Below are 13,941 nucleotides of genomic sequence, written 5' to 3'. Positions count from 1 at the left end.
CCAAAACCCCTCAGATGGAGAAAAAGTATTCTGTTGCAATTTATCCCTCACAGGAGGTAATTGACGCTGTCAAAAAGCTGAAAGATTATCTGGAAACCAAAATTGGCTGGTACAACAGTAAAAATTCGACGGGCCATATTACGATCTGTGAATTTACGATTGACGATTCTCAAATAGAAATGTACAAACAAAAACTTTTGCAAATCTGCGATACCTTCACGCCTTTCCAGGTTTATCTGGATCATTTTGCGTCTTATGAAAATAGCGGCGCCTTTTTTATTGCTCCGAATCAAGATTCCAAAAACAATTTAAAGCCTGTTATGAGAAAAACGCAGGACGTTTTAAAACCTTTAAAACCTTCAAAATTTAAAACAAGCGATGATCCTCACCTGTCTGTTGGCCGAAAATTAACTCCTGAAAATCTTAAAATAGCATCGCAGCTTTTTACCACCATTGGTATTGATTTTTTATGCTGTGAAATTGTTTTGCGGGAATTGGATCCTGTTAAGAGACAGTTTTTTGTCATTGATACTTTTTCTTTTGGCAGCAATCCGCAACCGGAATTAGTCCAGGGGAGTTTGTTTTGAAATTGGATAATTGGATAATTGGATAATTTGAAAATGAGATAATTTCGAAAACCCGAAACTTCAAACCTGAAACTTTAAACTTTAAACTTCAAACTTGAAACATGAAACTTCAAACCTTAAACCCAAAACAAATTTCGTATATTTGAATTTTACAATTCACTTATGAAATCACTAGATTCATTTTACCAGGACATTACCGAAGGCTCAGCTGTTGAGCCGAGTTCTTTATTACCCAACGACATTAAAAAGGAAATTGGTCATTTTAATGTGTTTAATATAAAAGAATTATTAGACAGGCTTCAGGGGAAATCCATTATGCCCTATGACCGGAGGGCTTATTATAAAATAAGTTTAATAAAAGGAAAAAACAGGGCTGAATATGCCGACAAAATCATTGAAATAGAGCAACATGCACTCTTGTTTGCCACTCCAAAAATCCCTTATAATTATCTTCCGCAGGATACCAATCAATCGGGACAGTTTTGTGTGTTTACCGGTGAATTCCTTTCTAAAAACAAAAGCGGAATCGACCTTGATGAACTTCCTATTTTTGCAACGGACGGTTATCCTGTTTTTCAGCTTTCCGATGAGGAAGTTATAGAAGTCGAACTGATATTCAATAAAATACAAAAAGAAATCAATTCAGATTACGTCTACAAATATGATTTGATCCGGAATTATGTTGCCGAATTAATTCACTTCGGGCAAAAACTACAGCCATTAACAGCCTTATATTCGAAACACAATTCTGCTGCAAGGGTTTCTTCTTTATTTGCTGAATTGTTAGAACGACAATTTCCAATAGAATCACCACATCAGCGACTGGTGCTCAGGACAGCCAAGGATTTTGCCGACCGGTTGTCTGTACATGTCAATCACTTAAATAAGGTTTTAAAAGAAAACACCGGAAAAACGACCACGGAACTAATCAGCAGCCGACTGACCAACGAGGCCAAAATCCTTTTAAAACAAACCGACTGGAACATCTCTGAAATAGCGTATTCTTTAGGATTTGAAGAACTCGCACATTTCTCTAATTTCTTTAAAAAGCAAACTTCCTTTACGCCCTTAGCTTTCAGAAGTTAATTTTAGATTGAAATTTTGAGTTTGGAGTTTGGAATTTGGAATTTGGAATTTGACATTTAAAACTTCCTGATTTGAATTTCGCAAACTTCGGTTTGATATTTACAATTTCCCTTTACTACTTTGCTCCTACCTTTGTCTTATCAATTTAAAAGATCGAAAAGATGAATTTATCAAACAACAAAATTTTAATCACCGGTGGAGCAAGCGGCATCGGGCTTGGACTTACACAACGATTTATTGAAGAAAACAATACGGTCATTATTTGTGGCAGAAGAGAATCGGTTTTGAATGAAGTTAAGGCTCAGTTTCCATCTGTACTAACTAAAGTATGTGATTTGTCTGTTGAAGCAGAGCGTGTGGCCCTTTACGAATGGATTAAGGAAAATCACAGCGACTTAAATGTACTTATCAACAATGCAGGAATTCAAAAATGGGTTTCGGTCACAGATCCCGGTTTTTACGAAAGTATGAAAGCTGAAATCACTACCAATATTGAAGCACCCCTGCATCTGACTTCCTTATTTGCGAATCTAGAATCACTTACCGCAGTGATGAATGTAACTTCCGGGCTGGCTTTTTCACCTTTTGCAAAAATTCCGGTGTACTCGGCAACAAAAGCTTTTTTTCGTTCGTTTACCCTTTCCCTTCGTCATATCCTGAAATCAAAGAATATTGAAGTGATCGAAATCATTCCGCCTGCACTGAACACGGATCTTGGCGGAGTTGGGCTGCACGATGCACATCCGAGCGTGAGCAGTTTTATCGAATCTATATTTGAGCAATTGAAGGAAGGAAAAGATGAACTGACTTTTGGAACCAGCGAAACACGATTACACGCAAGCGCTGAAGATTTGAGAAATTATTTTAAGGCCATGCATTCTAATTAAGAAACATTCTCTATGTGTTTGTTTCTCTCGCAGATTGGGCAGATTCAGGGGATTTTTTAAGATTTAATTCTATAATCTATAATCTTTACTCTATAATCTACCCTATTACATTCATACAAATAATCAAATTTTAAAAACAAATACAAAATGGCAGTAAATACAAAAATCGCTCTGGTAACAGGCGGAAGCAGAGGTTTGGGGAAAAATATGGCTTTGGCTATAGCAAAAAAAGGAATCAACGTGATTCTGACATACAACAGTAAAAAAGAAGAAGCGGAAGATACCGTAAAAGAAATCGAAGGTTTGGGACAAAAAGCCGTTGCAATTCAGTTGAATGTGGCTGAATCAGGCAGTTTTGATTCTTTCTTTGAAGAAGTAAAAACAGCTTTAAAAAGCACTTTTTCCACCGACAAATTTGATTTTCTGGTAAACAATGCCGGAATCGGAATTCATAAACCTTATATCGAAACTACGGAAGCAGATTTTGATGAATTGAGTAATATTCAGTTGAAAGGACCGTTTTTCCTAACTCAAAAAGCATTAGCCATCATGAATGATGGTGGTGGAATCGTAAACATTTCTACCGGTCTGGCAAGATTTTCTTTCCCGGGTTACTCGGCTTATGCTTCTATGAAAGGCGGAATCGAAACGCTGACTAAGTATCAGGCAAAAGAATTGGGCGAAAGAAAAATAAAAGTCAATGTAGTAGCTCCGGGCGCCATTGAAACTGATTTTGGACATGGAGCCGTGAGAGACAACGAGCAATTAAACCAGCATATCGCTTCTCTAACCGCCTTAGGAAGAGTTGGACTACCGGATGATATTGGCGGTGTGGTTGCCTTTTTATGTACGGAAGATGCCCGCTGGGTAAACGCGCAGCGTATTGAGGTCTCCGGCGGGATGATGTTGTAAATTGTTAGATGTTAGATGTTAGATGTTAGATGTTAGATGTTGATGTTTTTAAACCCGACAGGTTTTTCAAACCTGTCGGGTTTGATAATCTAAATGTATTTCTAAGTGTTTTAAAACACCAACGTTTAAACCTGACAGGTTTTAAAAACCTGTCAGGTTTAACACCTAAATCTATTATTCCGTATCCTAATTACAAAACAAAACCCGTCAGGTTTTAAAACCTGACGGGTTTGTCATTTGAATATATTGAGTTAGTAAGAATTCCTGTTTTTAATCTTTTTGAATAATGACATCAAAACCTCCGTTTTTATCGAAGACCACATCATAAAATTTGTTTTCCTTTTCTATTCCGACTTCGTAGGTTGTTTTATTTTTATAGTCAACGACTACTGCGATTTCCCGAATGGCCTGTGCGGAATAATTATTTTTCAGGTACGCCTGCGCTTTTGGCGGAAGCTGGCTCAGCGGAATTTGTAGTTCATACGCTTTTAAAACTCCTAAATTGTCATAAACAGCTAATGCTTTGGCGGTACTGGTGGCATTAAACTTAGCTTCATACCGGATTTCATCATTATCGTCTCCCACATATTCTATCGACCAGACCGGAACTTTGCCAGGATATTCTTTTTCAAAAGTAAACCTGACTTTTTCAGGCGGGGTAATTACTCCTGTTGGCATGATTCCGTTTTGTGCCATCCCGAAACTGCTGCAAAAAAGGGTGAAGGCAAAAATTAAGTTTTTCATGATTTCAATTTTTAAATTAAATCCTCTTTTAAATGCGTACTAAAACTACTACTTTTAAATGAATTTAAAATGAATTTCTGTAAAACTTTTTATTTTTTTAACCGATCTGATAGTTCCCGTTTATACGTAATCCCGATTGGCAATTTCTCTTTTTTTATAATGACAAAATCTTTCTCCGTCGCTTCAATTTTATCAATAGCTACGATATACGATTTGTGAATGCGCATAAAATTTTTCTCCGGCAGGCATTTCTCCAGTTCACTTGTTGTAATAGAAGCCAGATACGTTCTTTTGGTTGTATACAATTTTACATAATTTCCGAAACTCTGGGCATACAAAAGATGATCCAGCTCCAGATCTACATGGTATCCGTCTACTTTCACGCTAACGGAATTGACCACCACTTCTTCTTCCTTTGCTTTTACATTTTCAGTGGCAAAAAACCGGTCAATCGCTTTCAGGAATCTCGGGAAATAAATGGGTTTCAACAAATAGTCAATAACACCGTAATCATAACTTTCGAGTGCAAATTCAGAATAGGCAGTCGTTAAGATCGTTTTAGGATGCACAGGAAGAATCTTTAAAAGTTCCATACCCGAAATCTCCGGCATGTTGATATCCAGAAACATCAGATCGACTTTGTTTTCGCGAAGGTAATTCATGGCTTCAATGCCATTATACCCCTGGAAAACAAGCTCCAGATTTGGATTTTGCTTAATATAATTCGCCAGCACATAATGCGCTGCCGGTTCATCATCTACAATAATACATTTTTTGGATTCTATCATTCTCCGAACTTTTTCAGCTGTAATTTCAAATCAACTATATACGTATTTTTATTGTCCTGAATATTCAGTTTATAGTCTTTCCCATAAATCAGGTTCAGACGCTCGATTGTATTTTTCAAACCTATTTTCGTCGACACCACATCCGTTTTCTTGGTTGGAATCGAATTGACTACATGCAGGTGCAGCAAGCCGTTTTCGACCGTAACAATAATGCGTACAAAACATTTTTCGATGGCGCAGGTTCCGTGTTTAAAGGAATTTTCAATAAAAGCAATCAACAGCATTGGTGATACTTTATAGGCGTTTTCGTTGTCAATTTTACAGTCGTAGGTAATGTCACAACGATAGCCCACCCTTTCTTTTTCAAGCTGTACATAACTGTTTATAAATTCCAGTTCGTCTTCTAAAGATACACATTGTTTATTATTACTTTCCAGCTGATAACGCATTAGCTGTGAAACTTTCATAATCAGGTCCGGTGTCCGGTCCGGAAATTCCAGGCTGATTCCGTATAACGTATTGAAGGTATTGAATAGAAAATGCGGATTCAGCTGCCCTTTCAGTGAGTTCAGCTGCATCTGGTTGAACAACAATGTTTCATCGGTTTGTTTTCTGTGAATTCTGTAGAACTTAAAAACAATAATCGGGCTCAGTATACAAACAAGTGTTCCTAAAACGCTGGCGAGCTGGTACACATAACTTCTCTGATGTGAATTCTGGTACAAACGGCAATTGCTGAACATATCCAGCATGGTTATTTCGTATAAGACAATTGAAAACACAAACACTCCAAACAGCGTCAGTAAGATGTAGCTTACGGGTCTTCTGGTTTTGAAAAGTATGGGCAACAGTAAAAAACGGTTGAACTGGGCGTGCATGTATAAAATAAAATAGAAAAACACACCCATTGAGATGGAAGTAAAAGAACTAAATAACATCCAGTCATTTTTTAACGTATAGATCGTAAATGAAAAGGCAACAACGGCAATTTCCTGCCACCATTTGTTATCCAATATGTTATCAAATTTTTTATTCATTTTTTAAACTTAAAATAGTGTACAAATTAACCACAAATTTTTATTTTATTTTTTTAATAAATGACCAATTCAATTGGTCATTTATAATCGCAGTACATCATTTAAGATGACAAAAATCATTGCAAGTAAAATAATTTTGTTTCATAATTTGATACCACGAATTTTATGTACTTCAAAAAAATTACTTTATTATTTTTCTTGATTTTTGCCGCTCTTGGTTATTCACAAACCCTGTCTTTAAAAGAAGCTATAAAAACGGGACTCGAAAACTACGGTTCAATCAAAGCAAAAAACAACTACACCAATGCTTCGCGGGAGACGCTCAAACAATCGAAACGCGATTATTTACCCAACCTGAACCTTTCGGCTCAACAGGATTACGGAACCATCAACGGACAAAACGGTGCCTTGTATGGTTTCAACGGATTAGGAACGGCTTCTTCAGGACCGGCTTTACCGGATCAAAACTGGAATTCGGCTTTTGGGGCACTTTATTTAGTCAATATGAACTGGGATTTTTTCACTTTCGGAAAAGCGAAAGAAAAAATCAATCTGGCTAAAATAGACGTTCGTACCAAAGAAACCGATCTAAAGCAGGAAATGTTTCAACAGGAAATCAGGATTTCTGCTGCTTACCTTAATTTACTCGCAAGTCAGCGTTTATTAATTTCACAGCAAAAGAATTTAAGCCGCGCAGAAGTTTTCAAAAGAACCGCTGCTGCAAGGGTAAAGAACGGATTATTGGCCGGAGTTGATTCTACTTTAGCGACAGCCGAAGTTTCGAAAGCTAAAATTGCGCTGAACCTCGCGAGAAATTTCGTGAAGGAACAAAACAATAAATTAGTCGATCTGATGGGTGTTGCTCCTCAGGATTTTGCTGCCGATACGCTTTTTGTCAACAATATTCCGAAAGCATTATTACTGGCTGAAAAAACGACTGACAGCCTTCATCCGTTACTTCAGTTATACAAAACCCGAATTGATTACAGCAATCAGCAGGCAAAATTATACAAACGCTTTTATTACCCTACCATGACCGCTTTTGGTGTTCTGCAGACAAGAGCTTCAGGATTTCAGTCTGATTATATTACCGATCAGACGGCTTTTACCAGAAATTACTGGGATGGTGTAAATCCCGACCGCTCTAACTATCTGGTTGGAATCGGAATCAGCTGGAACCTTACTACCCCGTTTCGAATGAGCAAACAGGTAAGCGCCCAGAAGTTTGTTTCGCAGGCTTTGCAGGAAGAATACAACCAGGCAGACCGCGAACTGAAGTCGCAAATGAATTTTGCCGATGATAAGATCAAAATTACGCTGGACAATTATGCCGAAGCACCAATTCAGGTAGATGCGGCGAAAAAAGCCTACCTGCAAAAATCGACTTTATACAAAAACGGATTAACGGATCTTACCGATTTAACACAAATCATGTATACGCTAAACCGGGCCGAAATTGATCGTGATATTACGAACAACAATGTGTGGCAATCGTATTTGCTAAAAGTGGCCGCAACAGGCAATTTTGACTTATTTATAAATGAATTTTAATTATAGATCGTAATGAATTTAATACGTTTCGCACTCCGCAAACCCATCTCCATCCTGGTAATGGTTGCCGGTTTATTTTTCTTCGGAATTGGCGCCATCAAGGACATTAAGGTAGATATTCTTCCTAAAATGAACCTGCCGGTAATTTATATTGCGCATCCTTTCGGAGGGTATACCCCGGACCAGATGGAAGCTTATTTTGCTAAAACATATGTCAACATTTTACCTTTTGCCAATGGTGTAAAATCGGTAGAGACCAAAAATATTCAGGGGTTAATGATCATGAAATTAACCTACTATGAAAACACCAACATGGCGCAGGCAGCGGCCGAGCTGAGTTCCCTTTCAAACAGGATTCAGGCCGCCTTTCCTCCGGGAACGCAGCCTCCGTTTATCATTCGTTTTGATGCTTCTTCCTTACCGATCGGACAATTGGTTCTGAGCAGTAAGATCAGGTCGAATAACGAATTGCAGGATTTAGCCAACGTTTACGTTCGTGCCTCGTTTACGTCGATTCCCGGTTTATTATCTCCGGCACCTTTCGGCGGAAGCCCAAGAACCATCGAGGTGAACGTAGATCCCGATTTATTGCGTTCGCACAATATGACTCCGGATCAGATAGTTGAGGCAATCCGCATCAACAACCAGACCGCTCCTTCGGGGAATGTCAGAATGGGTGATGTCAATTATATTACGCCAACCAACAATACGATTAAAGAAGTTAAGGATTTTGAACAGATTCCATTGTTTAAAGGCGGCGTTCAAAACCTGAAATTAGGCGATGTTGCGACTGTAAAAGATGGTGCCGATATTACGGCCGGTTATGCTTTGGTAAACGGAAAACGTTCCGTGTATATCAGTATTGCGAAAGCGGGAGATGCTTCGACCTGGGATGTGGTACAGAAATTGAAAGCGGAATTGCCTAAAATTCAGAGTACACTACCGGAAGACGTAAAATTATCTTATGAATTTGACCAGTCGGTGTATGTAATCAATTCGGTAAAAAGTTTGATTACAGAAGGAATTATCGGAGCAGTTTTAACCGGATTAATGGTTTTACTTTTCCTTGGTGACAGACGTGCGGCTTTAATTGTAATCTTAACCATTCCAATTTCGATTATTTCGGGAGTTTTATTCCTTAAATTATTCGGACAAACGATCAACTTAATGTCTTTAAGCGGACTGGCACTGGCAATTGGTATTTTGGTGGATGAAAGTACGGTCACGATCGAAAATATTCACCAGCATCTTGACATGGGAAAACCGAAGGCACTCGCTATTTGGGATGCCTGTCAGGAAATTGCTTTGCCTAAGTTATTGATCTTGCTTTGTATCCTTGCCGTTTTTGCCCCTGCCTTTACGATGGTGGGTATTCCCGGAGCGTTGTTTTTGCCTTTGGCGATGGCAATTGGATTCTCAATGGTGATTTCGTTTTTACTTTCCCAGACTTTTGTTCCTGTAATGGCGAACTGGCTGATGAAAGCACATCCGAAACACGAACACGGACCAAATATTACAGATGATGAAGCCGAATTTAACGATTGTGGCTTAACACCGGAATCGGAGAAAGACCTGATTACGCAGAAAAAAGCATATGTTGCAAAGACAGATACGGACAACAATGGAAAAATTGGTGCTTTCGAACGCTTCAGAATCCGTTTCATGAGAACGTTAGATCGTTTATTCCCTTATAAAAAAATAACCGCTCTAGTCTATCTTATCGGAATTACGGTGCTGGCCGTGGTCTTTATTTCTTTTATCGGAAAAGATGTTTTCCCGAAAGTAAATTCAAGCCAGTTTCAGTTAAGAATGCGTGCTCCCGACGGAACCCGTCTGGAACGTACCGAAGAGAAAGCTATTATTGTACTGAAGGAATTGCAAAAAATGGTGGGCAAGGAACATATCGGAATCTCTTCTGTTTATGTGGGGCAACACCCGTCTTTATTCTCGATCAACCCGATTTATTTGTTCATGGCAGGTTCGCATGAAGCTGTATTTCAGGTAAGCTTAAAAGAATACCATACCGATATGGATGACTTTAAAGACGACTTCAGAGCGCGAATTAAAAAAGTGCTTCCGGATGTAAAACTTTCTTTTGAGCCAATCGAACTGACCGACAAAGTGTTGAGTCAGGGTTCCCCTACTCCAATCGAAGTCCGTATTGCCGGAAAGGATAAAAAACGAAATGAATTATACGCCAATCAGATTGTAGAAAAGCTGAAAAAATTCGCTTATTTCAGAGATGTGCAAATTGGTCAGCCGATTCACTATCCGGCCATGAATATTGATATTGACAGAACCCGTGCCGCTGAACTGGGTGTGGATATGAATGATATTTCAAGATCACTGGTCGCTTCAACTTCATCTTCCAGATATACCGAGAAAAATACCTGGGTTGACGAAAGAGCCGGATTATCATACAACGTTCAGGTGCAGGTGCCTTTGAACAAAATGAAAAGCAAAACCGATATTGGAGAAATTCCGGTATTGAAAAATTCGCTTCGTCCTGTATTAAGTGACGTTGCCAAAATTACACCCGGATTTGTAAGTGGTGAAAATGACAATTTAGGGGCCATGCCATACATTACCGTTACAGCCAACATTAGCCAGACCGATTTAGGGACAGCAGTAAAAGATGTGGATGCAACAATAAACTCATTGGGAGAATTACCGAGGGGGTTATTCATCACCCCAATTGGAATGAGTAAGGTATTGGTAGAAACATTAAGCAGTTTACAGGTAGGATTATTGGTTGCCATATTTGTAATCTTCTTAATGCTGGCCGCTAATTTTCAATCGTTTAAAGTGTCGCTGGTGATCTTAACCACAGTTCCGGCGGTTGTTTTAGGAGCGTTATTGATGCTGACGCTGACAGGTTCAACGTTAAACTTACAATCGTATATGGGTATCATTATGTCGGTTGGGGTTTCTATCGCCAATGCCGTTTTACTGGTCACCAATGCAGAACAATTGCGAAAACGAAACGGAAACGCCCTAGAATCGGCCCGTGAAGCAGCAGCATTGCGTCTTCGTCCGATTATCATGACTTCTGTGGCGATGATTGCGGGAATGTTGCCAATGGCTATCGGACACGGAGAAGGCGGCGATCAGGTGTCCCCTTTGGGTAGAGCCGTTATTGGCGGATTATTATTCTCCACCTTTGCGGTATTGTTAATCCTCCCGCTTATCTTTGCCTGGGCGCAGGAACATACCACGACACAATCGGTTTCCTTAGATCCTGAAGACGAAGAAAGCATCCATTATATCTCATCCTTAAAATCAGAAAATGAAATCACCGCTAAAAAATAATTTGTTGAAAACAAATACCAATAAATTAAAAGGTGATCACATTAATGACCTTTCTAAAATAACTTTTCCATTTATGAAAAATAAAATTATACAATCGACCGCATTATTTTTTACAGCTGTATTTTTTCTAGCCAGTTGTAATTCGAAGAAAGAAGAAACGGTTACTCCGGAACTGGAGCCAAAAACAGAAACTTTCCTGTTACAAAAAGAAAAGCTAACGACAGAATTGCGTTTACCGGCGGAATTAACCGGTTTTCAACAAGTAGATTTATATGCCAAAGTAAGCAGTTTCGTAAAACTACTGAAAGCCGATATTGGAACTCAGGTAAAAAAAGGACAGCTTCTGATTGTTCTGGAAGCGCCTGAAATCAGCTCACAACTGGCTGCAGCCGAATCGAGATTAAAATCAATGGAAGCTATTTACACGACCAGCAAAAGTACCTACAACCGTTTGTACGAAACGAGCAAAGTGGAAGGAACGATTTCTAAAAACGATCTGGAAATGGCCAGCGGGAAGAAAAACTCCGATTATGCCCAATATCAGGCCGCAGTGGCAGCACACAAAGAAGTGTCGATCATGAGAGGCTATCTTGAAATCCGCGCGCCTTTCGATGGTGTTGTGGCAGCAAGAAACGTGAATTTAGGAACCTATGTCGGTCCGTCAGGAAAAGGCTCTGATTTGCCTTTACTAACGATTCAGCAACAAGACAAATTGCGTTTGGCCGTTTCGGTTCCGGAATTGTACACGGGCTATTTGCACAATGGTGACGAAATGAGCTTTAATGTGAAATCGTTACCGGAAACATTCAAAGCTACGATCACGAGAATGTCGGGCGCTTTAGATTTAAAATTGCGTTCGGAACGTGTAGAAATGGACGTTCATAATACGACTAAAAACTTATTACCGGGAATGGTGGCCGAAGTGCTTTTGCCGCTTAACGCGAAAGACAGCACGTTTGTAATCCCAAAATCGGCGTTGGTAAATTCTGCCGAAGGTACTTTTGTAATCAAAGTCCTGAATCATAAAGCCACACGCGTTGACGTAAAAAGAGGAAGAGAAATCGATGATAAAATTGAAATCTTCGGCGATCTGAATCCGCAAGATAAACTCGTGAAAATTGCCAGCGAAGAAACTAAGGAAGGCGACATTATAAACGAATAACCTGCGTTTTAGTCTTCATTTTAGTGATTACCAAAAACTGTACGCAATCAAGTGCGGCATTTTAGGTCAGTGATGATTTAAAATGCAAATTTAATTTACATAAGGGACAGCACCAACCAAAGTGCTGTCCTTTTTTTTGGGCGGGTTTCGCAGAGATTCACAAAGTTACACGGAGATTCGCAAAGTTTTAAGATTATTCCTCAAACGCCGATTGTCACCCTGAGCGAAGTCGAAGGCTTATGAAACCTAAAGATTCCTATAATGGTACCCGATTGTCAATCCGAGCAAATTCGAAAGATCATGAAAGTAACTTTGAAAAAATCACGCAAAGACGCAAAGGCGCAAAGTTTAAAATTATTTCTCGATCCCTATTTGTCACCCTGAGCGAAGTCGAAGGCTTATAAAACCAAAACCTAAACATTCCTATAATGGTACCCGATTGTCAACCTGAGCGAAGTCGGAGGTTTATGAAACCAAAATCTTAAGTTATTAAATCACTTCAATAGTTTATAATAAGGCAGTAAAAAAGGCTTTAGCCAAAAACTTCCATATTGAGATCAAGCAGAAACCTATTCATAAAAATAGTTAAAGCACTTGGATCTTTTCTTAAAATCTATTTAGTTGTTATTTCCTGCAATACAACCCTTTTTTTAAACGTTTTTCCTATAAAAAATATCTTTTTTTTTGAAAGAAAAAAAATCCAAATAACTATTCTTTAAAGCATATTACATTGTAAGGAAACTTTGTATAAATTCTTTAATTAACATTTTTTTATACTGTTAAAATTTCTAAATTGCGGTACAAAATTTAATCCTAAAAACATTTCTATGAAAATGAAAATTACTCTTTCTACATTTCTTTTACTGGCAATTTCAGCAGTACAATCGCAGAACATTACAATCCCGGATGCAAAATTCAAAGCCTTTTTAGTTGGAAAAACAGAAATTAACACAGATGCTGATGCTGAAATAAGCAAAACCGAAGCGGAAGCGTTTACAGGATATATGGATTGCAGCTGGTCATCAATTGCAAATTTATCCGGAATTGAAGCTTTTATAAACCTTACCGGATTAAATACCAATTATAACAACTTAACGGTTTTAGATTTAAGCAGTAATACAAAACTGGAATCAGTATATGCTGTTGGAAATTATTTAACTGCGTTGAATACGTCAGCACTTGTGAATTTAGAAACGTTGGAGTGTGGGACTAATAAAATTACCTCATTAAATCTTGCTAACAATACTAAACTGGAAAGATTAAGAACAGGATCAAACCTGCTTACCGCATTAGATTTATCTAAAAATTTAGCGCTTTACGATCTTGGTTGCGAGAATAATAAAATTGTGGATATTGATATTAGTTTAAATGTGAAACTAACTTCTATTGATTGCAGAGCTAATAAACTTAGGTCTTTGAACTTGGACAACGGAAAAACACTTTTCTTTAATTTAATGAAAGCCAGTGGAAACGCGGAGTTAAGCTGTATACAGGTTGATGATCTGAATAGTGTTAGAACTACAACATGGGTTTACGATAAAACTGTAAATTTCAGTATTGATTGTAAATACAATCTGGGTCTGAATGATGTTGTTTTAAATAATACCATCAAAGTTTATCCAAATCCTGCAAGCCACACGGTTTCTATTAGTTCTCCGGATCCTATCGATGTAGTAAAAATTTATTCTTCTACGGGTGCTTTGGTAAAAACTATAGCGAATCCTACTCAGGTAGAAGTATCCAGCTGGTCTAAAGGGGTTTACTTTTTTGTTTTCCAGGTTGGAGATCAATATTTAAACAAAGAAATTATTGTAAAATAATTCATAATGTACATAGCTGCATTTTAAAAACTAATCTTAAAATGCAGATTACAATTTT

Annotated in this window: 11 protein-coding genes; 8 read left to right on the top strand and 3 right to left on the bottom strand. The window is 38.3% G+C overall.

The window, feature by feature from the left end; genetic code table 11:
* Positions 1-14: 14 nt before the first annotated feature.
* The 4 genes from LPB89_RS16795 to LPB89_RS16780 all read left to right on the top strand — a co-directional run bounded on the left by LPB89_RS16795 (position 15) and on the right by LPB89_RS16780 (position 3,472).
* A complete protein-coding gene (locus LPB89_RS16795) occupies positions 15-587 on the top strand; it encodes a 2'-5' RNA ligase family protein (protein ID WP_230702842.1) in 573 nt (190 codons plus the stop codon).
* A gap of 162 nt (positions 588-749) precedes the next feature.
* Positions 750-1,673 (top strand): AraC family transcriptional regulator, encoded by a 924-nt coding sequence (locus tag LPB89_RS16790; RefSeq protein ID WP_230702841.1) that lies wholly within the window; start codon positions 750-752, stop codon positions 1,671-1,673.
* 161 nt (positions 1,674-1,834) lie between these two features.
* Entirely contained in the window at positions 1,835-2,560 is a 726-nt protein-coding gene (locus LPB89_RS16785; protein ID WP_230702840.1) for an SDR family oxidoreductase, read from the top strand.
* A 147-nt stretch (positions 2,561-2,707) separates the two neighbouring features.
* The gene (locus tag LPB89_RS16780) at positions 2,708-3,472 is read left to right on the top strand and encodes an SDR family NAD(P)-dependent oxidoreductase (protein WP_230702839.1); all 765 of its coding nucleotides are present in this window, start codon (positions 2,708-2,710) and stop codon (positions 3,470-3,472) included.
* Between the two features lie 270 nt (positions 3,473-3,742).
* Here LPB89_RS16780 and LPB89_RS16775 read toward each other — a convergent pair whose 3' ends face one another.
* The 3 genes from LPB89_RS16775 to LPB89_RS16765 form a co-directional block, all read right to left on the bottom strand.
* Positions 3,743-4,216 carry a hypothetical protein gene (locus LPB89_RS16775; protein ID WP_230702838.1) on the bottom strand — a complete coding sequence of 158 codons (474 nt, stop codon included), beginning with the start codon at positions 4,214-4,216 and terminating at the stop codon, positions 3,743-3,745.
* An 89-nt stretch (positions 4,217-4,305) separates the two neighbouring features.
* On the bottom strand, positions 4,306-5,004 hold the full coding sequence (locus LPB89_RS16770; RefSeq protein WP_230702837.1) for a LytTR family DNA-binding domain-containing protein: 699 nt from the start codon (positions 5,002-5,004) through the stop codon (positions 4,306-4,308).
* Positions 5,001-6,041, bottom strand: coding sequence for a sensor histidine kinase (locus tag LPB89_RS16765; RefSeq protein ID WP_230702836.1), 1,041 nt, complete (start codon positions 6,039-6,041; stop codon positions 5,001-5,003). Before LPB89_RS16765 ends, LPB89_RS16770 begins: the two co-directional genes overlap by 4 nt.
* Positions 6,042-6,206: 165 nt before the next feature.
* On the opposite strand from LPB89_RS16765, the gene LPB89_RS16760 reads away from it, so the two are divergent.
* The 4 genes from LPB89_RS16760 (at position 6,207) to LPB89_RS16745 (ending at position 13,883) form a co-directional block, all read left to right on the top strand.
* Positions 6,207-7,592: a TolC family protein gene (locus tag LPB89_RS16760; protein WP_230702835.1), complete on the top strand. Its 1,386-nt coding sequence runs from the start codon at positions 6,207-6,209 to the stop codon at positions 7,590-7,592.
* A 12-nt stretch (positions 7,593-7,604) separates the two neighbouring features.
* Complete coding sequence (locus LPB89_RS16755) at positions 7,605-10,901, top strand: efflux RND transporter permease subunit (RefSeq protein ID WP_230702834.1); 3,297 nt, start codon at positions 7,605-7,607, stop codon at positions 10,899-10,901.
* Positions 10,902-10,974: 73 nt separating this feature from the next.
* Positions 10,975-12,063 (top strand): efflux RND transporter periplasmic adaptor subunit, encoded by a 1,089-nt coding sequence (locus LPB89_RS16750; RefSeq protein WP_370635560.1) that lies wholly within the window; start codon positions 10,975-10,977, stop codon positions 12,061-12,063.
* A gap of 827 nt (positions 12,064-12,890) precedes the next feature.
* Positions 12,891-13,883 carry a T9SS type A sorting domain-containing protein gene (locus tag LPB89_RS16745; protein WP_230702832.1) on the top strand — a complete coding sequence of 331 codons (993 nt, stop codon included), beginning with the start codon at positions 12,891-12,893 and terminating at the stop codon, positions 13,881-13,883.
* Positions 13,884-13,941: the final 58 nt, after the last annotated feature.

The sequence above is a fragment of the Flavobacterium sp. ENC genome (genome assembly GCF_020991415.1).
Classification (GTDB): Bacteria; Bacteroidota; Bacteroidia; order Flavobacteriales; family Flavobacteriaceae; genus Flavobacterium.
Note: the sequence above shows the minus strand (reverse complement) of the source record. Positions and strands in the feature narration are given on the sequence as shown.

Excerpts from the sequence above, each read along its gene's own strand:
- LPB89_RS16795 (WP_230702842.1), top strand. The coding sequence starts at position 15 with ATGGAGAAAAAGTATTCTGTTGCAATTTATCCCTCACAGGAGGTAATT.
- LPB89_RS16790 (WP_230702841.1), top strand. The coding sequence starts at position 750 with ATGAAATCACTAGATTCATTTTACCAGGACATTACCGAAGGCTCAGCT.
- LPB89_RS16785 (WP_230702840.1), top strand. The coding sequence starts at position 1,835 with ATGAATTTATCAAACAACAAAATTTTAATCACCGGTGGAGCAAGCGGC.
- LPB89_RS16780 (WP_230702839.1), top strand. The coding sequence starts at position 2,708 with ATGGCAGTAAATACAAAAATCGCTCTGGTAACAGGCGGAAGCAGAGGT.
- LPB89_RS16775 (WP_230702838.1), bottom strand. The coding sequence starts at position 4,216 with ATGAAAAACTTAATTTTTGCCTTCACCCTTTTTTGCAGCAGTTTCGGG.
- LPB89_RS16770 (WP_230702837.1), bottom strand. The coding sequence starts at position 5,004 with ATGATAGAATCCAAAAAATGTATTATTGTAGATGATGAACCGGCAGCG.
- LPB89_RS16765 (WP_230702836.1), bottom strand. The coding sequence starts at position 6,041 with ATGAATAAAAAATTTGATAACATATTGGATAACAAATGGTGGCAGGAA.
- LPB89_RS16760 (WP_230702835.1), top strand. The coding sequence starts at position 6,207 with ATGTACTTCAAAAAAATTACTTTATTATTTTTCTTGATTTTTGCCGCT.
- LPB89_RS16755 (WP_230702834.1), top strand. The coding sequence starts at position 7,605 with ATGAATTTAATACGTTTCGCACTCCGCAAACCCATCTCCATCCTGGTA.
- LPB89_RS16750 (WP_370635560.1), top strand. The coding sequence starts at position 10,975 with ATGAAAAATAAAATTATACAATCGACCGCATTATTTTTTACAGCTGTA.
- LPB89_RS16745 (WP_230702832.1), top strand. The coding sequence starts at position 12,891 with ATGAAAATGAAAATTACTCTTTCTACATTTCTTTTACTGGCAATTTCA.